This is a genomic window from Paraburkholderia sediminicola (assembly GCF_902859805.1).
Taxonomy (GTDB): Bacteria; Pseudomonadota; Gammaproteobacteria; order Burkholderiales; family Burkholderiaceae; genus Paraburkholderia; species Paraburkholderia sediminicola.
This window is the reverse complement of record NZ_CADIKC010000010.1, coordinates 259,064-280,425: the sequence shown is the minus strand read 5'-3', so window position 1 is coordinate 280,425 and position 21,362 is coordinate 259,064. Positions and strand designations below refer to the sequence as shown.

2 protein-coding genes are annotated in these 21,362 nt (G+C 65.2%); both read right to left on the bottom strand.

Annotated elements, in window-relative coordinates; genetic code table 11:
- Positions 1–10,367: non-ribosomal peptide synthetase (locus R8871_RS30125; RefSeq protein ID WP_175053723.1), on the bottom strand; the 10,367-nt coding region annotated here is incomplete at its 3' end.
- Complete coding sequence (locus tag R8871_RS30120) at positions 10,364–21,217, bottom strand: non-ribosomal peptide synthetase (protein WP_175053722.1); 10,854 nt, start codon at positions 21,215–21,217, stop codon at positions 10,364–10,366. The genes R8871_RS30125 and R8871_RS30120, both read right to left, overlap by 4 nt.
- Positions 21,218–21,362 lie beyond the last annotated feature (145 nt).

The following is a 21,362-nucleotide window of genomic DNA, read 5'->3' as shown; positions in this document are numbered from 1 at the left end:
TCCCATGCGGCGGCCCCACGCATGCACACCTGTCCGCCCATCAGCAGCGCCGGCAGCAGTTCGTGCAGCGCCACGTCGAAGTTGATCGTCGACGACTGCAGCAGCGTGTCCCGTGACGAAATGCCGTAGGTGCCGATGAAGTCCTCCAGGTGCAGCGAGAGCGCGCGCTGGCTCACCGCCACGCCCTTGGGCCGTCCGGTCGAGCCCGACGTGTAGATCACGTAGGCGAGCTGCTCCGGGTGGATCGATGCGGTGCGTTTGCGCAGCGCGCGCAGGGCACGCGGTGCATCCGGCCGGGCACGTCCGCCGGCAACCGCAGTGGCAGCTACATCGAACTGCCTATCGAACTGACCATCGGGCTGCCCATTGACCTGCCCATTGACCTGCTCATTGACCTGCTCATTGACCTGCTCATTGACCTGCTCATTGACCTGCTCATCCCTCTGGTCACCGCCCTGTTCATTGGCGTGTTCATTGGCGTGTGCACCAGCTTGATCACCAGTCTGCCTGTCGGCGTGTTCATTGCCGTCCTCACCGGCCTGCCCATCGACCGGTTCATCGACTGGCCCAACCTCCCCAATCCGCACCTGCACGCAGCCCTCAAGCACCGCCGACAGCTGCACCGCACTCGCTGCATCAACGATCACGCAGCGCACCCCCGCATCCTCAATCATGTCGCGCAACCGTGCCGCCGGATACGACGGGTCCAGCGGCACCTGCGCCGCGCCCGCCTTCCAGATCCCCAGCAGCGCCGCGGCCAGTCCCGCCGAGCGCTCAAGACACACCCCAACCCGGTCCTCGTGCGCCACCCCCGCGCGCATCAGCGCCACGCCCAGGCGGTCCGCCCACGCGTCGAGCTGCGCATAGCTGAGCCGCTCGTCGCCGCATATCACGGCCTGCCTGTCACCACACATCTGCGCACGCGACTCGAAACGCGCAACCGTCGGCACATACGCATACGACGCACGTTGCGCCGCGCTCGCAGCCCCCGCGCCTGCCCCCATCGACAGTTCACACAGACGCCGCTCGCCCGGTGCGCACATCTGTTCCAGCAGCTCCACGTAGTGACCGCTCACCCGCTCTATCGTCGACGCGTCGAACAGCGCCGTATTCCACGACCATTCGATCTCGATGCCCTCGCGCGGCAGGATCGACAGCGTCAACGGGTAATGCGTCGGATCCACCGACTCCGTCGCGACGATTTCCAGCGCGCCACGCTGGTCGCGCGCGGCCTCGTCGATCGGATAGTTTTCGAACACGAGCAGCGAGTCGAACAGCGATTCGCCCCCCTGTCCGGCCCATTGCTGGATGTGCGAAAGCGGCGTGTGTTCGTGCTGACGCAACGCAACGTTATGCGCCTGGATCGAACGCAACCAGGTAGACACCTGCTCGTCCGGTCGCGCGTCGACGCAAAGCGGCAGGCTGTGAATGAAAAGTCCAAGCATCTGCTGCGCGCCACGCAAGCCGGCCGGCCGCCCCGACACCGTCACGCCGAACGCCGCCTGTTGCCGATTGCCGTAACGCGCGAGCAACAACGCCCAGGCGCCCTGAGTAATCGTGTTCAGCGTCACGCCGAGCGTACGGCTAGCGTGCTGTAACAACTCCGACTGGCGCGCATCGAGTGCGATACGCCGTTGCGCGACACCGGGTTGCGGCGCCGCTGTGCGTCCGAGGCCGGATTGCAGCGTCGCGGGTTCGTCACGACGCGCGAGCTGCTCGCGCCACCAGGCTTCGCTGCCCGGTTGCGCCTGCAACCAGCGCACATAGTCTCGAAAGCGCGGCGCATTTGCCGGCAGCGTTCCTGCCTCACCTCCGACATTCGTCAAAGCGCGATACGTCTGGGCGATTTCGGACAACAGCTGCGCGCTGCTCCAGCCGTCCATCAACAGGTGATGATGCGTCCAGATCAGATCGTGCGCACCATCCGGCCGCTCGAACAACGTCACGCGCATCAACGGCGCGGCCTCGAAGCTGAAGCCCTTCTGCAGATCGTCGGCCCGCCACTGCGAAAGCCGCAGCGCATGCATATCGAGGTCCTGCGCGTGCAACGCGACGCGCTCGAACGGCAACCGTAACGCGCGTCTGACGACCTGCAGCGGCACGCCCTCGTATTGCCAGAAAAACTGCGTGCGCAAGATGTCATGACGCTCAACGGCCTGCTGCCACGCATTCTGCAGCGCGGCGACGTCGAGCGTGCCGATCAACGTCAGATGCAACTGGTTCGTATAGCTCTGCTGCGCCTCGTCGATGAGGCTGTGATAGAGAATGCCCTGTTGCAGCGGCGTGGCCGGATAGAGATCGGCCACATCATCGGGCAGATGCGCGGCCACTGTGTCGAACTGCGCGCGCGTGAGCGGCGCGAGGTCGAAATCGTGACGGGTCGGCACCGCCGGCATCGTCTCGCAATGCTCGATCAGACGCAGCACGCGCGCCTCGAAATCGCTCGCGAGGCGCACAATAGTCGCGTCGTCGACTACGTCGGGGCTGTAACGCCATGTGAGCGACAACCCTTCATTCGCGATCAGGCCGTTGACGTCGATCACATACGGCAGCGGCGAGCGCGCAGCAAGCGGCGCGCCCCCTGCTTCGGCCGCAAAATGAAACTGGCCGCCCTGCTCGAGCGACGTATCGAAGCGGCCCAGATAGTTGAAGCTCACCTGCGCGCGCGGCAGGTCAGCAAGCGTCCCAGCGCCACGCGTCGAGCGCGCGGCATCGGTCTGCGTGAGCCACATCCAGTGAATGCCGTCGAAGCGCACATCGCGCACGCGATCTTTCACATGCAGCAGCGCATCGGCCGGGTTGTCCGGCGCATCGATCCACAACGGATAGCGCGTCGTGAACCATCCGATCGTTCCGCTCAGATCGAGTTCGCCGACCGGATGCGTGCGGCCATGACTTTCGACGTCGATCAGCACGCCGGGCCGCTCACGCCAGGCACTCAGCGTCTGCGCCAGCGCCGTCAGCAGCAGTTCGTCCACCCGCAGTCGATAAACGCGAGTGGCGTGGTTCGACAGTCGGCGCGTGATGTCGGCGTCGAAGCCCACTTCACGGGTGCGGCTCGCACCAAACATAGCGGTGGTGCGAGCCTCATTGGACACGGGTAACCACGTGTCTGCATCAGCAAGCGCCGCGCGCCAGGCGGACGCGTCCGACATGACCGCATCCGATGCGGCATGCTCGCGTTGCGCCGCAACCCACGCGCTCCACGGTGTAGATGTAGCGGCGACGGTGTCGTCTGCTTCATTTTCATTGACAACGGCTGCGGCGTAGTCGCGTTCCAGTTCGCGCAACAGGATGCGCCACGACACCCCATCGACGCACAGGTGATGCACGACGATCAGCACACGTTCGCCATCGTCCATTTTCGCGTGCAGCATGCGGCACACCGGGCCGTGCTCGATGTCGAGGCTGCGTTGCGCTGCGTCGCACGCCTCGTCGAGACGGGAGACCGCGTCCGGCAATGCGCGTAGATCGAGGCTCTCGATTGCTGTGCCGCCGTCGAATGGCAGCACACGTTGTTGCCATTCACTCGCCTCCTCGCTGCTGTGTGCATCGGACGAACCGATGCGATTGACAGCATCGCGTGCAAACCGCAGGCGCAACGCGTCATGCCGCTTCTGCAGATGGCGCCATGCAAGTTGCAGCGCATGCACGTCGAGCGGCACTCCGGAAGTCAGCAGCACCGATTGATTCCAGTGCGATTCCCCACGCGGATGAAGTTCGAAAAACCACGACTGGATCGGCGTCAAAGGCATCGCGTCGTGACGTTCGATTGCCGTGCGCGAGCGCGGCTGATTGCGCTGCGCTTCGGCGACGGCTGCGAGTCCCGCGACAGTCGGATGTTCGAACAACTGACGCGGTGTGATATCCAGATTCGCTTCCTGAGCACGCGCAACGACCTGCAAACTGAGGATCGAGTCGCCGCCGAGCCTGAAGAAATCATCATGCGCACCAACACGTTCGACGCCCAGCACGTCACGCCAGATCTGCGCGAGTAACGCCTCGGTTGGTGTGGATGGTTCCACGTGTTCATCGGCAGGGGTTACATCCGGCGCCGGCAGCGCAGCACGATCCAGCTTGCCGTTGTGCGTCAGCGGCAAGGCGTCGAGCAGCACATACGCACCCGGCACCATATGCGACGGCAGCGCCTGCGCAAGCGCCTGTTCCAGTTGCGCGGCATCGCACGCAGTCTTTCCTTGCGGCACCACGTAGGCGACGAGCCGCCGCCCTTCATGCGCCAGCACCCGTGCCTCACGCACCATCGGCAGCACCGCCAGCACCGCCTCGATTTCTCCGAGTTCGATCCGGAAACCGCGGATCTTCACCTGCGCATCGTTACGGCCGATATAGACGATCCCGCCATCGGCTTCACGCCGCGCCACATCGCCTGAACGGTACAGTCGCGCGCCGTCCGCTCCCCACTGGTCCGGCACAAACCGCTCAGCACTCAGCCCCGGTCGCCCCAGATAGCCACGCGCGAGACCCGCACCGCCCACGTACAGTTCGCCCACCGCTCCGCGCGGCACCGGGTTCATGTCGTCGTCCAGCACGTGCAGCTGCAGATCGGCAAGCGCCTCGCCGATCACGCTGCGTGCACCCGCTCCCATCTCCTGTCTTTGCAGCCGACGGTACGTCACGTGCACCGTCGTTTCCGTGATGCCGTACATGTTCACCATCGCCGGCGCCTGCGCGCCGCACGCGTCGATCCATGCGCCCAGCAGCGACGGTTCGAGCTTCTCGCCGCCAAACACCACCACACGCAGTGCGTCGAGCGACGCGTCGCCCGCGCGACGGCATTCCAGATCGTGCTGCATCAGCGGCACGAACGCGGACGGTGTCTGGTTCAGCACCGTCACCCGTTCTTCGCGCAGCAGCGCATGAAAGGCACGTGTATCACGCGCACTCCAGTACGGCACGACCACGAGCCGTGCACCGTGTACCAGTGCGCCGAACAGCTCCCACACCGAGAAGTCGAACGCGTACGAATGGAATAGCGTCCACACGTCGTGCTCATCGAAGGCGAACTGCGCGCGTGTCGCCGACAGCAGGCGCGACATGTTCGCATGCGTGATGCCGACGCCCTTCGGACGGCCCGTTGAACCGGAGGTGAAGATCACGTAGGCGAGCTGCTGTGCGTCGATGGCGACATTGCACGCATCCGATGGCTCGTTGCCCACGCCATCGACCTGCACCCGTTCACAGCCGTCGAACACCGGATCGAGTTCCTGCAGCACGACACGCTGTACGCCCGCATCGGCGATCATGGCCGACAGACGTCCTGCCGGATAGGAAGGATCGAGTGGCACGTAGGCGCCGCCGGCCTTCAGCACACCGAGCAGTGCGGCCACCAGCGCGCACGAACGCTCGAGGCTCACACCAACGCGCTCGTCGCGCTGCACGCCGAGTGCAACCAGCCGATGCGCGATGCGGTTCGACCAGGCGTCGAGTTGTGCGTAGGTGAGCGATTCACCATCGCAGCACACGGCGATCGCATCGGGACGCATGCGTGCCTGCGCTTCGATCGATACCGTCACAGGTTCGAACGGTACCGCAATGTACCGTGCAGTCTCATCAGGCAACGCCACGCCATCGCCCAGCGCAAACGCACCAACACGCGTATCCGGCGCCCGCGCCGCCTCATCGAGTATCGACACATAGTGCGCAAGCAGACGCTCCACCGTCGATTCATCAAACACATCGCTCGCGAAGCTGAACGACAGATCGAGTGCGCCGTCGCGTTCCTCCGCGTGCAGCATCAGATCGTATTGCGTGCTGCCCGTGCCGGCGTCGATGCGCGTCGCCGATAGACCCGGCAGCCGCAGCGCGTCGATACCGTCGTCGACACGCAGATCGAACATCACCTGAAACAGCGGCGTTTGCAGCAGATTACGCTCCGGCTGCAATGCATCGACGATGCGGCCGAACGGCACGTCCTGATGCGCGTGCGCGGCCAGCACCCGATCCCGTACCTGCTCCGCGAGCTGAACAAAAGTCTCGCGCGCGCGCAGATCGCTGCGGATCACCAGCGTGTTGACGAAGAATCCGACAACGCCTTCCGTCTCGATCTGCTCACGTCCCGCAGCCGGAATGCCGACACGAATGTCCGGCGCGCCGGTGTAGCGATACAGCAGCACGTCGAAGGCAGCGAGCAAGGCCATGAAGAGCGTCACGCCCTGGCCGCCATAAGCGGCATGACCGTCACGCAGACGTTGCGCGACACCACGCGGCACGGTGTGCGACACACGGCCCCCGGCACCAGAACGTGCGTGACGCCGTTCGCGATCGACCGGCAACTCCAGCACCGGATGTGAGGTACCCAGCGTCGTGCGCCAGAAATCGAGTTGCGCGTCCAGCGCGGTTTCGTCAATACGCCGACGCTGCCAGGCAGCGAAATCGGTGTACTGGATCGGCAGCGAAGGCAACGCCGTGGCCTCCGATGCATCCAGCGCTGCCGCATAGAGTGCGCTGAAATCTTCGATCAACACCCGGATCGACCAGCCGTCGGCGATGATGTGATGCATCGACAGTGCCAGCACATGAGTCGTTGCATCGAGCGTGAACAAGCCGAAGCGTGACGACGGGCCGCCCAACAGATCGAAAGACTCCTGCGCGAAGGCGCGAAGCTGGCTATCGAGTTCGCTCGAGCGGTCCTGCAAATCGTATTCGCGCCACTCGAACTGATGCCCGACAGCCGCATCGGCAATCTGCTGACGCACGAGGCCACCCGCCTCCGTGAAATGCAAACGCAATGCGTCGTGGCGTTCAGCCAATGCGTCGAGCGCGCTGCGCAATGCGGGCAAGGACAGTTCGCCTTCCAGACGCAGCGCGCCGGCCACGTTGTAGGCGGCGCTGTCAGGTTCGAGCCGCCACAGCACCCACAGACGCTCCTGCGCATGCGACAGCGGTACAGGCTCGCCGGGTTTCGTGACACGAGGAATCGACACGTCCTGCGTCGCGGCAGACGACTCATCGGCGTGCGTCAGTTCGGCCAGTTCGTCGAGATAGCGAGCAAAGCGTTGCAACTCGGGATGATCGAAGACGGCCTGCAGCGGCACGTCGCGGCCCACCTCCCGACGCACGCGCGACAACACGCGCACAGCGAGCAGCGAATGTCCGCCGAGCCTGAAGAAATCATCATGCGCACCAACACGTTCGACGCCCAGCACGTCACGCCAGATCTGCGCGAGTAACGCCTCGGTTGGCGTGGTCGGTTCCACGTGTTCGTCGACCGTGGTTGCATCCGGTGCCGGCAGCGCGGCACGGTCGAGCTTGCCGTTGTGTGTCAGCGGCAAGGCGTCGAGCAGCACATACGCACCCGGCACCATATGCGACGGCAGCGCCTGCGCAAGCGCCTGTTCCAGTTGCGCGGCATCGCACGCAGTCTTCCCTTGCGGCACCACATAGGCGACGAGCCGCCGCCCTTCATGCGCCAGCACCCGTGCCTCACGCACCATCGGCAGCACCGCCAGCACCGCCTCGATTTCTCCGAGTTCGATCCGGAAACCGCGGATCTTCACCTGCGCATCGTTACGGCCGATATAGACGATCCCGCCATCGGCTTCACGCCGCGCCACATCGCCTGAACGGTACAGTCGCGCGCCGTCCGCTCCCCACTGGTCCGGCACAAACCGCTCAGCACTCAGCCCCGGTCGCCCCAGATAGCCACGCGCGAGACCCGCACCGCCCACGTACAGTTCGCCCACCGCTCCGCGCGGCACCGGGTTCATGTCGTCGTCCAGCACGTGCAGCTGCAGATCGGCAAGCGCCTCGCCGATCACGCTGCGTGCACCCGCTCCCATCTCCTGTCTTTGCAGCCGACGGTACGTCACGTGCACCGTCGTTTCCGTGATGCCGTACATGTTCACCATCGCCGGCGCCTGCGCGCCGCACGCGTCGATCCATGCGCCCAGCAGCGACGGTTCGAGCTTCTCGCCGCCAAACACCACCACACGCAGTGCGTCGAGCGACGCGTCGCCCGCGCGACGGCATTCCAGATCGTGCTGCATCAGCGGCACGAACGCGGACGGTGTCTGGTTCAGCACCGTCACCCGTTCTTCGCGCAGCAGCGCATGAAAGGCACGTGTATCACGCGCACTCCAGTACGGCACGACCACGAGCCGTGCACCGTGTACCAGTGCGCCGAACAGCTCCCACACCGAGAAGTCGAACGCGTACGAATGGAATAGCGTCCACACGTCGTGCTCATCGAAGGCGAACTGCGCGCGTGTCGCCGACAGCAGGCGCGACATGTTCGCATGCGTGATGCCGACGCCCTTCGGACGGCCCGTTGAACCGGAGGTGAAGATCACGTAGGCGAGCTGCTGTGCGTCGATGGCGACATTGCACGCATCCGATGGCTCGTTGCCCACGCCATCGACCTGCACCCGTTCACAGCCGTCGAACACCGGATCGAGTTCCTGCAGCACGACACGCTGTACGCCCGCATCGGCGATCATGGCCGACAGACGTCCTGCCGGATAGGAAGGATCGAGTGGCACGTAGGCGCCGCCGGCCTTCAGCACACCGAGCAGTGCGGCCACCAGCGCGCACGAACGCTCGAGGCTCACACCAACGCGCTCGTCGCGCTGCACGCCGAGTGCAACCAGCCGATGCGCGATGCGGTTCGACCAGGCGTCGAGTTGTGCGTAGGTGAGCGATTCACCATCGCAGCACACGGCGATCGCATCGGGACGCATGCGTGCCTGCGCTTCGATCGATACCGTCACAGGTTCGAACGGTACCGCAATGTACCGTGCAGTCTCATCAGGCAACGCCACGCCATCGCCCAGCGCAAACGCACCAACACGCGTATCCGGCGCCCGCGCCGCCTCATCGAGTATCGACACATAGTGTGCAAGCAGACGCTCCACCGTCGACGCATCGAACACATCGCTCGCAAAATCGAACGACAGATCGATACCGCGCTCGCTTTCCGCCGCATTCAGGCTCAAATCGAACTGCGCGGCATCCACATTGAGCGCCACACTTTCGACATCGAGTCCAGGCAGCGATGCACGATGCGACGGATGTTGCCGCAGGTTGAACATCACGTCGAAAAGCGGCGTACGGCCGGGTTCCCGCATCGGCTGCAACGCCTCGACCAGTCTGGCGAACGGCAGGTCCTGATTGCACTGCCCTTCGGCGAGGCGTGCCGACACCTGGTCGAGCAAGCCGGCATAGGTATCGCTCGCTCGCAGCGAAGTGCGCATCACAATCGTGTTGACGAAGAAACCGATCAGGCCGGTTGTGTCAGCGCCGTGCCGGCCCGCCACCGGCACACCCACGCGCACATCGCGCGAGCCGGTGTAGCGATGCAGCAGCACGTCGAAGGCAGCCAGTAACGCGGCGAATAGCGTGGTGCTGCGCGTGCCCGCGAAATGTTTCAGCGCATTCGCCGTCGCTGCCGGCACGCAGGCCGACACCGTACCGGCACGCGTGCCGGCCGCCGTGTCGCGCGCGCCGGTGCGGCTGCGGTCGAACGGTAACGCAAGCGCTTCCACGTCGACAGGCGCGAGCTGCGTGCGCCAGTAGTCGAGCTGCTCAGCCAGCGCCTCATCGTCGAACCATTCGCGTTGCCAGCGCGCGTAGTCGGCATACTGGATGCGCAACGGCTCCAGTTGCGCACGCGCTTCGAGCGTATGCGGCTCGCGATCATCCGACGTCACCGCGGCTTCGTACAGCGACAGGAACTCAGCAAACAGCACACCAATCGACCAGCCATCGGACACGATGTGATGCATTGAAATCAGAAGGCGCTGCTCGTCGCTTTCCGTTCGCACCAGATCGACACGCAGCAACGGTCCGTGTTCGAGATCGAAGGGCCGCCATGCAAGCTGGTCCAGCACAATCTGGATGGATGAGTCGCTCTGACCCGCAAGGCGCTGCTCCGCCCAACCGAATGCGGGCTCGTTGCTCACACGTTGACGCGGCTCGCCATCGACCTCCACGAAACGCGTGCGCAACGATGCGTGACGCGTCACCAGCGCGGCAAACGTGGCGCGCAATGCCGGCACATCGACCGCGCCTTTCAGGCGCAGCACGCCCGACATGTTGTACGCCGCGCTTGCCGGATTCAACCGCCACAGAAACCACAAACGCTCCTGCGCCGGTGAAAGCGGCGCGTCGGCTGACGCATCGTCCTGATCCGGCAATGCCACCACCGGCAACTGCGCGACGTCGAAACCATGCGCTCGCAGGCGCTCGCGAAATGCACGGCGGCGCTCGGGCGGCAAGCTCGCATAACGGCGCGAGATGTCGAGAAGCTCACCGGCATCATATGCGGGAGCAGTAGCAGTTGAAGCTGCTGCAGTTGCCGAGCCGGGAGACACCGTTTCATCCACTGCCAAAGACTTGATCAACGCATTCATTCGAGTTCTTCCAACCACGACTTCAAGGTTTGTTTGCCGACCGCACCGCTCGTTGCCGCCGCGCCCTGGCGCTCAGGCGAAGCGCTTGCGCCTGCCAGTTGCGAGGCCAGCGCGCGCACCGTCGGATGGGTCAGGACGAGCTTCGGCGAGAGCGACAGGCCCGCGCGGCGCGCTTTCGCGATCAGCTTCAGGCTCAGGATCGAATCACCGCCGGTTTCGAAGAAGTTGTCGAGCACACCAATGTCGCCGCGCTCCAGCACGTCATGCCAGATCGCCAGCAACTGCTCTTCGACGGCATTCGACGGCGCTTCGATGCTTCGCTGCTGCGGCGCTTCGTCCGCCAGCGCTTCGAGCGCGGCGCGGTCCAGCTTGCCGTTCTTCGTCAGCGGCAATTGCGCAAGCGTGACGATGCGCGCGGGCACGAGCGCATCGGGCAGCAAGGTCGCAAGGGCCTGCCGCAACGTTGCACCATCCAGCGCATCGCCGCATACGTAGCCGGTCAGACGGATACGCGCGCTTTCTCCAGCGCTGTCTCCGGCGCTGTCTTCGTTGCCCGCCAGCACCGCCGCATCGCGCACGCCGGGCAAGCCGCGCAGAACCGCCGCGATTTCGCCGGGTTCGATGCGAAAGCCGCGGATCTTCACCTGATCGTCGATACGTCCCAGCCATTCGATGCGCCCCGACGCCAGACGGCGCGCCCGGTCGCCGGTGCGGTACACACGCTCGCCCGCCGCCATCGGGTCCGGCACGAATCGCTCGGCCGTGCGGCCGGGCTGATTCAGATAGCCGCGCGCCAGCCCCGCTCCGCCGATGCATAGCTCGCCCGCCACGCCATGCGCTACCGCGTGGCCGTCGTGATCGACGATGACGAGACGCATTGCGTCGATCGGTTCATCGAGCGTCAGCGAAGCGGCTCGCGCCTCGTTGGACGCGACACCCGTAATGGCGCCGACAGTCGTCTCGCTCGGTCCGTAGTGATTCAGCAGCAGGCAGCGCGGCGCCAATTCCTGAATGCGACTGGCCAGCGAAACCGGTGTCGCTTCGCCACCGACGATCAAACACTGCCGCGGCAACACGCGTGCTGGATGTTGCGCCTGCAGCAGCGACGCGAGATGACTCGGCACGATCTTCAGCAGATCGATTTCATACTGGCCGATGTAGGCGGCGAACCGGTCCGGATCGAAGGCACAGTCTTCGTCGAGCGGATGAAGCGTCCAGCCTGCCCAGAGCGCGCCGAACAGCACCGTGTGCCCGAGATCTGCCGCCGGCGTCGAGACGTACGCCGCGCTTCTGACGGCGGCGGGCACACGCGCCACCAGCGAGCGCGTGTAATTGAGCAACGCGCCGTGGCTGATCGCGACGCCCTTCGGCCGTCCCGTCGAACCGGACGTGTAGATCACATACGCTGTCTGGGCGGGATGAACTGCACGGCCGGGTTCGACCCGATCGGCGAAGCCAGCGCCATCCGCGAAATAACGCGACGGCCGCACGGTCTCGACGTGTGCCGGCATCCACGATGGACGTTCGTCGCACACGCAAAGCGACGCACCGCAATCCTCGATCTGCCAGGCAAGACGCTGCGCGGGGTGGCCCGGATCCAGCGGCACATACGCGGCGCCGAGACGCCATGCCGCGAGAATGCCGGCCACGAGCGCGGGCCCGCGCGGCAGCAGGATTGCGATGTGAGGCTCCGCGATATCGCGCGGGCGTGGAGCCGATGCCTGTGCGTCCGGCACGGCCTGTGCGGCTGCGAGCCGTCGTGCGATCTGCCCGGACCACGCCCACAACGACGACCAACTGATACGTTCGCCGTTGAACACCAATGCGTCCGCCTCGCGCGTCCGATCGTCCGACGCACGCGCGGCGACAGTTTGCAGCAGCGTAGGCCCGGGCACAGAAGGCACGGAAAGCGCCGCCGCTAACGTCGATGTATCTGTCTGTTCATGCCAGCCGAGCGCGCCGAGTCGAGTCGCGGGCGAACCGGCCAGTTGCGCGAGCGCGGACTGGAACTGCTGCGACAGCGCGAAGACCGAATCGTCACCGATCACGTGACGGTCGTAGGCCAGCACCACTCGCGGCTGCGGGCCCGGCGACACGACAAGGCTCAACGCAAAATGATTGCGGCCGAACGTCTCCGCACCCTGCGCATTCTGCGCGAGCGGCAACTCGAGATGTGCCGCTCCGCGCAAGCCGTGCGGGTACTGCGTCATCCGCGGATCGATCGGGTAGTTTTCGAACACCACGACCGTATCGAACAGCGCCTGCTCGGCGCCGGCTTCGCTCACGGCCTGGATCGCATCGAGCGGCAGCAGTTCGTGCTCGCGCACGCTGCCGCTGTGACGCTGCAGCGCACGCAGCCAATCGACCACCGTACTCTCTGGACGAAGCTCGACACGCAGCGGCACCGTATTGATGAACAACCCGATCGACTGTTCGATACCGTCGAGCGGCGCACTGCGTCCGGCCGTCGTCATGCCGAAGACGACGTCGCGCTTGCCGCTGTGACGCGACAGCAGCCATGCCCACGCGCCCTGCATCAGCGTATTCAGCGTGACGCCGTGCGCACAGGTGCAATCGCGCAACGCATGCGTCAGCGCGTCGTCGAGGTCGGCGTGCTGTTCGGCATAGCGACTCCGGCCCGCGTCCGACGTCTCGCTTGTGCGTTCAGCCTGCGCTTGCGCGCGCCTCGCGTAAGGTACTGGTGTGCGCTCGTCGAAGCCGGCCAACGCATCGCGCCACCACTGCTCCGATACCTCGAACGACCGTTCCGCCAGCCAGTCGGCGTAACGGCCGAATCCTGGCGCCGCCACATGCTGCTGCGTCAATGCGGGTTTCGCATCGTCCGGTGCGGCGAGTCGCGCGTAATCCGCCGCGACTTCGTTGAACAATGCGGCAAGACTCCAGCCGTCCAGCTGAATATGATGGAAGCGCCATGCGAGCAGGTAGCGCTCGGCATCGGTGCGGATCAGCGCGATCCGCAGATCGGCGGCCTTCGCAAAATCGAATCCCTGTGCGTGTTCAGTACGCCATTGCGCCACGAGCGTGTCGCGCAGCGTCTGTCCATCCAGCCCGCGCCAGTCGCGATGATCCATGGCGAGCGCGGCTGACTTGCGCACCGCCTGCACGGGCACAGGCAGACCGTCCCAGTGAAAATCCGTACGCAGCATCGGATGCCGTTCAACGGCGTTCTGCCATGCCTGTTCAAACAGTTGGGGATCGCGGATCCCGTCGAGTGTGAACACGTGCTGCACATAGTACGGATCGGCCTCTGCGTGCAGCGCATGGGAGAGCATGCCACGCTGCATCGGCGAGAGCGGATGCAGGCTTTCTATCGCGTCGGGATTGCTGAAGCAGGCTTCAATGTGTGCCGCGTTTAATGCGGCCAGCGGGCTGCGTAACGCGAGTGCCGCTGCGGCCGACGATGCATCATCGTTCGCGCCATGCTCGCGCTCGCCGCCTTGCAGGTACGTGGCAAAGCGTTGCGTCAACGTATCCAGTTCGGCGGCATCGATACAGGCCGGATCGGCGTGCCAGTCGAACACCAGATCGCCATCGACGAGCATCGCGTCAAGCGTCAACCGAATCGTTGCGGCGTCCGGCCGGCGCGCCTGGCCCGTCATGCCGACCGGGTCCGCCGTGACCGACCAGAGCGGGCGTTGCGATGCCATGCCGGCAGCCGACACGTCGCCGAGATAGTTGAAGACCACTTCGGCACGCGGCAACGCGCGCGCCCCGTTGCGCAGTGTCGCGTCGGCGCTGTATTCGAGCATGCCCCAGCGCGCACCGTTCGCCGGTACGGTGGCAAGCGCCGCCGCAATATCTGCGGCATGCGCGCCGCGCGCGATCCAGAGCGGGAAGCGGCTGGTGAACCAGCCGACCGTTGTCGACAGATCGACCGATGCGGCACCCGGCAATTCGACCTGCCGGCCATGTCCTTCAATCTCGACAACGATCCCTTCGCAATGCGCCTGCCCGTGCGTGTCGTTGCTTTCGCACAGCGTGTTGACCAATGCGGCCAGTAGCACGTCGGGGCGACGGCGCGCCTCGTGCCATGCCGGGCTGACAATCCGTGTGGCCGCCATCCGTTGACGACGATGGTCCAGTTCGGCGAGCACCGTGTCTGTTCCAATGGTCGCGACGGCTGCGGACTTGATGGCAAAACGTGCTGACGATTTGGCTGCTTGCGCTAGCTGACGACGCCAGACATCGAGTTCGTCTGCAAGAACTGCAGCGGCCGTTGGTTGCTGTGCGGCATGCGTCTGCATCGACGCCCAGGCGCCGAACGATGTCGCTCGTGAACGCGACTCACCGTGTCGATAGAGCTGTTCAAGATCGCGCAGCAGAACGTGCCACGAGACCGCATCGACGGCGAGGTGATGAATCGCGATCAGCAGACGGTCGTGGCCCTCGCCGCGCAACAATGCTGCTCGCAGCAGCGGACCGTCCTGCAGCGAAAGACTGCCGTGCACCTGGTCGATCGTCTGCGACGCGTCGTCCGCGCCGCTGTCGAGTAGCAGCCGTACGCTGCGCGCTCGCCATGCATCGGTGGATTCGATGCGCTGCCGCCATTCGCCTGAAAGTGTCTGTGTGAACCGCAGTCGCAACGCGTCGTGCCGAACGACAAGCGCATGCAGCGCAGCTTCGAGGCGCGCCGTATCGAGCGGCTCGGACAGTTGCAGCATGGCCGCCTGGTTCCAGCGCGCCGGTGCATCCGGATAGTGCTCGAAGAACCACGCCTGAATCGGCGTCAATGGCACTGACCCGCCACGCGGTTCGTTAAAGAGCGCATCGTCGTGCGGAGTGATGTCAGCGTTTTCGTTCGCCACCAATTGCGCGAGACTGCGCACATCGGGTGCGGCGAAGACCTGCCGCGAGGTCAGGGTCAGGCCGGCGTCTTTCGCGCGCGCCACGAGTTGCAGTGACAGGATCGAATCGCCGCCCAGCGCGAAGAAGTCGTCGTCAAGGGCACAGTCGGGGCGATGCAGAACCTCGCGATAGAGCGTCAGCAGTTGCGCCTCGCGCGGGCTCATCCCTCCAGCCATCAATGCATCTGCAGGCACAGCTTCCGGCGGCTTCGGCAAGGCGCGGCGATCGAGCTTGCCGTTGGCCGTTAGCGGCAACGCGTCGAGCGGGATGAAAACACTGGGGATCATCACGGCCGGCAGCATTTCGGCCAGCACGCGCCGCAACGCTGCGGCATCGAACGGCGCGGCGTGCGCCGTGACCACGTAGGCGACCAGTTGCGGACCGACTTCGGCCTCGGAATCGGAATCGAAATCACCGGCCGGACGATGCGCAACAACCCATGCATCGGCGATACCCGGAGACTCGCGCAGAGCAGCCTCGATTTCGCCCGGTTCGACGCGCACGCCGCGAATCTTCAGTTGCTGATCGACGCGTCCGAGGAAGTCGAAGCTACCGTCCGCGCGCTGCCGGCACAGATCGCCGGTTCGATAGAGACGCGCGCCCGGTACACCCGAACGATCGGGCACGAAGACGGCCGCGCTGATACCAGGCCGGCCAATATAGCCGCGTGCAAGCGTCGGCCCACCGATGCATAGTTCGCCGACCCCGCCAACGGGAACCGCCTCGCCATGGCGATCCAGCAACACAGCCTTGCGATGCGTCAGCGCGCGGCCAACCGGCACCACGCCAGATTCCGTATCGCTAGCGGTGGTGGCATGCGCGAGCGCGACAACAGTCGTCTCGGTCGGCCCATAGGTGTTCACGAAACGCACGTGCCCGAGCGGGCCGCTCTGCCAGCGGCCCAGTAGATCGGCCGACACCGCTTCACCGCCCACCGTGATCGTGCGCAACAACGCGAGGCCGTCGACGTGCGTTCGACCCACAAGCGACGCTGTCCATTCACGCCAGTACGACGTCGGCAGATCGGCGAGCGTGACGCACTCGTCGCGCAGATACGCTTCGAGCATCTCGGGATCCCACGACGCATCGCCGCGCATCGCCACGGCAGCACCGACGGCGAGCGCCGGCCACAACTGCTCGATCGACGCATCGAAGCTCAGTGTCGAGAACTGCAACACGACATCATCGCGGCCGACCTCGTGCATCGCGATGAAGTCGTCGATATGGCTTGCGAGCGCGCGATGCGAAATTGCGACGCCCTTGGGCCTGCCCGTCGAACCCGACGTGAATACGACGTAGGCAAGTTGATCCGGATGCACACGTGCGCTGGCGTTGGCATCAACGTCCAAAGCTGAGGCAGTTGCGGCGTCACTGACCAGAATCAGCGTGCGACCGGCCAGCGCGGCGGCATGCCGTCGTGCATGAGCCTGATCGGTAATCACGATACGCACGCGGGCATCGTCGAGCATGTGCGCGATCCGCTCGGCAGGATACGCGGCGTCGAGCGGCACGTAGCACGCACCGCTTTGCATCGTGCCGAGCATCGCGGCAACCAGCGCCGGCGTGCGGCCTAACAGAATGGCGACCGATTCGTCGGCGTGGGCGCCGGCTGTGCGCAGCGCACCCGCGAGTTGCCCGGCGCGCACTGCCAGTTGCGCATAGCTGACCGATTCGCCATCGCAGCGCAACGCGGTGGCGTACGGCGTCTCGCGCACCTGACGTTCGATGCGTGTGGTCAGCGGCAGGAAGGCCGTCGCGCGTTCACACTGGTCGTCCAACGATGCAGCCGCACCGTCGACTTGCCACTGCGCGATTGCCATCGCCGGGTTCGCCGCGATCTGTTCGAGCAGCCCGACATAACGGCGCGCAAAGGCATCGATCGTGGCCGCGTCGAAGCGGCGCGCGAGATAGCTGAAAGACAGCGATACCCCGTCGCGCGCCGCCGTTACGTCCAGCGACAATTCGAACGGCACGTCACGCGCACGCAGATCGAGATCGCTCAAGGCGAGGCCGGCCGGCGCAACGGCATCCTGCAGCACCGCTTCCTCGAGGTTAAACATGATCTCGAACAACGGGCCACGCTCGCGCAATGCGTCGCTGACTCGCGGGAACGGCACGTCGGCGTGCCGGCGCGCCGTGAGCAGGCTGTCCTGCACCGCATCGACCAGCGACGCGAATGGCCTGGCACGCTCGACTTGCGCGCGCACTACCGTTGTATTGACGAAGTAGCCGACCACGTTCTCGAACGCCAGTTCGCGCCGGTTCGACACGGGCACGCCGATCCGGATATCGGACTGATTCGAATAGCGCTCGATCGCAACCGCGAAGGCGCTGAGCAGCACGGTGAACAGCGTCGTGCCTTCGTCGTTTGCAAGCTCGCGCAGCGCTACGGCCAGTTGCGCCGGCAGATCGACACGCAGACGGCCACCCTTTGCATGGCCTCCGCGCGGCAATGCATGCTGCGAGCGATCGGCGGGCAAGCGCGCGGCGGGACTCGCATCGCCTAGCGCTTCGCGCCAGAAGTCGAGTTGCTGGCGTTCGGCGTCCGATGCGGCAAATGCATTTTGCTGGGCGCAGTAGTCGGCATAGGTTGCCGTCGGCGATTCAAGATCGTCGTCCGACGTATACAGGCGCATCAGGTCCCGCATGATCACTGCGCACGAATGTGCATCCGCGATGATGTGATGAAGCGATAGCACGAGTGCATGCGAGCCCTCGACGCCGCGTACAAGATGCGCGCGGAACAGCGGGCCGCGCTCCAGATCGAACGGCGCATCGATCAGGGTCTGGATGCGGTCGTTCGTGTCGTTCGTGTCGTTGCGGGCATCCGTATTGACGATCTCGAGTTGTGCCGCGTGTGCGTCGAATGCAGCCCGCGGGTTCGCGCCGTCCGGCCGCACACGCATCGTCAGTTGCGGATGACGCTTCACCAGTGCCGACACGGCATCGCTCAACCTCGCCACGTCGAGCGCGCCGTCGATCTGGAACGCGCCCGACACGTTGTAGGCCGAACTGTTGGGCGCCTCGCGCCACAGGTACCACAACGCACGCTGTCCGGCGGACAGCGCCGAGGCATCGACAGCAGCCGCAATGCCGACCGGCGACACGCGTTCGCCTGAGGTTACTTCATGCGAGCTCTGGTCGAGCCACGCAGCCTGCGAGGCGATCGAACGCTGCGTGAAAACGAAATCGAGCGGCACGTCGCGTTTAAACGCAACACGGATGCGCGCGACCAGTGCGGTCGCCGTGATCGACTGGCCGCCGAGCGCGAAGAAGTCGACATCGCAGGACAAGCCGGCGTCGTCGAACACGGTTTGCCAGATCGACAGCAATGCCGCTTCAGTCGGCGTCCCGGCCTCCCGGCGCACACCGCCGCGCACAAGCGCGCCGGTCTCGTCGCGCGAGTAGCGTGCAAAGAGGTCGAGCGTCTGTTCGCGCCAGCCTTGTGCACAGGCGCTGCGCCTCAGTTTGCCGCTTGACGTGCGCGGCAGCGTGCCGGGTTTCAGGATCGCGATGGCGGCAACGGGTTCGCGATGCGCGTCGACGATGACCGCTTCGATCTGCGCAAACAGCGCGGCTTCGTCGAGATTGCGTGCGGTGACGCGTGAAATCTCCGCGGCGATGCCGATCCCCTCACCGTCCTTGCCTTGCGCAACCGCAAACGCCGCGATACGCCCGGGCCGCAGCGCGGCGACGCGGGCGGCTAGCGTCGCCTCGATATCCTGCGGGTAGAGATTCTGTCCGCGCACGATGATCAGATCTTTCACACGGCCGTTCACATACAGGCGCTCGCCAGACATGAAACCGAGGTCACCGGTACGCAGCCAGCGCTCGCCGTTCGCATCGCGGACGAACGTCTCGGCGCTCGCCTGCGGATTGTTCCAGTAGCCCTGCGCGACGCTCGGGCCGCCAAACCAGATTTCGCCAATGCGGCCGCTCTCGAGGTTCACCCCCGTTTGCGGATCGACGATGCGCACCGCGTGGCGCGCCTGCACGCGTCCGCCTTCGACAAGACGTGTAGCCCCGGCAAGCGACGCAGCATCGCTGGCATGGGCCCGCGCGGCGTGTCCCGCTGCAAGCGCGCTGCGTTCCGCGTCGAACAACGCGTAGCCTTGTCCCGCATCGACGCCGCTCACCAGCAGCGTCGCTTCCGCGAGCCCATAGCAGGGATACAGCGCGGTCGCGGCGAGCTTCGCTTCAGCGCCAATATGTGCAAACCCGTCGAGCGTCGCGGCGCGAATCGGCTCTGCGCCGCAGAATGCGACACGCCACGACGAGAGGTCCACACCGCTCAGTTGGTCTGCGCGCACGCGCTCAGCGCACAGTTGATACGCGAAGTTCGGACCACCGCTCACTGTTGCGCGATAGTGCGACACGGCCTGCAGCCAGCGCGCCGGCCGCTCGAGAAAATGAGCGGGTGACATCAGCACCACCGGAAAACCGACGAAGAGCGGAGCCAGCAGCCCGCCGATCAGACCCATGTCGTGATAGAGCGGCAACCAGCTCACCATGATGTCGTCCGCGCTGAAAGCCATTGCCTCGCGGATGGCGATTTCATTGGCGCTCACGTTGCCGTGGCTCACCATCACGCCCTTTGGCGCGGCCGTCGAACCTGACGTGTACTGCAGGAACGCGAGATCGTCGGCGGCGGGCGGCTGGACGGCAAAACCACCGGTGGCGCCCTGCTGCACCGTGTCCACCAGCAGCGTCGTACAACGCGTCGCCAGCGGCGAATCCGCGCTATCGACGAGATTCGACAGCAGCGCTTCGTGCGCGCGATCAGTGAGGATCACACGCGGCTCGCAGTCGTCGAACATCGCGCGCACCCGGTGCAGATGCTGTGGATTGGACGACTCGGGCGGATACGCGGGTACCGCGATCACGCCGGCATACAGACAACCGAGGAAACCGGCGACGTAATCGAGACCGGTGGGCAGAAGCAGAATCGCGCGGTCGCCGCGCTGCGCGTCGCGCGACAAACGCTCCGCGCAGGCCAGCGCGCGGCGATGCAACTGGCCGTAAGTGAGCACCTGTTCGTCGCGCTCGCCGTCCAAGAGAAAACGCACGGCGATGCGGTCCGGCTGCGTGGCGACGTGGCGCAGCATCATGCTCACAAGATCCTGCGCGGCCTCGGCAGGTGCAGATACGGCTGCCGCGATCGGTGCGCTAGTGTCCGCACCATCGGCCAGCACACGCCTGCTGCGCTTGAGGAACGGGCAGCGATCGCCGGCGGGCGTGTTTTCATCGGTGAGGAAATACTGCTTCCACTCCAGGTTGCCCGGGTCGCCGTAGAAACCGAGATCCGGATGCGCCGACACGTCGTCCCAGGTTTCGAGCCGCTTGCGCACCTGATTGCGCGCCTCACGGCCGATCACCTTGTTCGTGATCGTATCGACGAACACGCTGCGCGGCTGGAACAGCAAGACCATGCCGGGGCCGAGATTGCGGCTGTGACGCGTATGGAACGACGGGCACGCACAGACGACGAACATTTCCACGCCCGCGAACGAGAACTCCCAGTCTTCGTGCGAGGGTTCAGGCTGCGCGTCGGCGTTCGGATCGGGGTCGACGTTATGCAGCGTTTGCAGCGCGTTCCAGAACAGCGCGTGGTAGGCGTCGTGCGAAAGCGGCTCAGCGTCCGGCTCGAAGAACACCGCGATATTGTTCTTGCGATACTCGGGGCGCGAGGCCAACTCAGCGAAAGTCTGCATTGTTGCCGGCAGGTCCGAGATGTCTTTGCCGTTCACGAACGCATAGAACATCTCGCCGCGCCGTTCCGCCATGGTGCCGAAAAAGCACGGATAACCCGTGTCCATCACCTGCGTGCGCATCGTCTCGTACGACGCGTCGAGCCATGCAGGCAGCGTCACGCTTGCGCCCGTCTTCCTGCCTTCGATCACGCGGCTTGTCCAGTCGCCGGCGACGAAGCCCGCGTCGATACCGCGTTCGGTGTTGTCACCTGCTACCGATTTGTCTGCTTGCATTTCCTTCCTCGTGTTCCGAAAACGCCGACGCGCCCGCGCGGCCCAAAGGGCCGCACAAGGAGTGCGTCAGGACGTACCGATGCCGTTGCGCAGGCGAACGATTGCTATCCGCATGCGTACGGCGGGAATATTCGAGTGGGGAGAC

What these genes read in the sequence shown, in the direction of transcription:
- R8871_RS30120 (WP_175053722.1), bottom strand. Translation starts at nt 21,217, where the DNA reads ATGCAAGCAGACAAATCGGTAGCAGGTGACAACACCGAACGCGGTATC.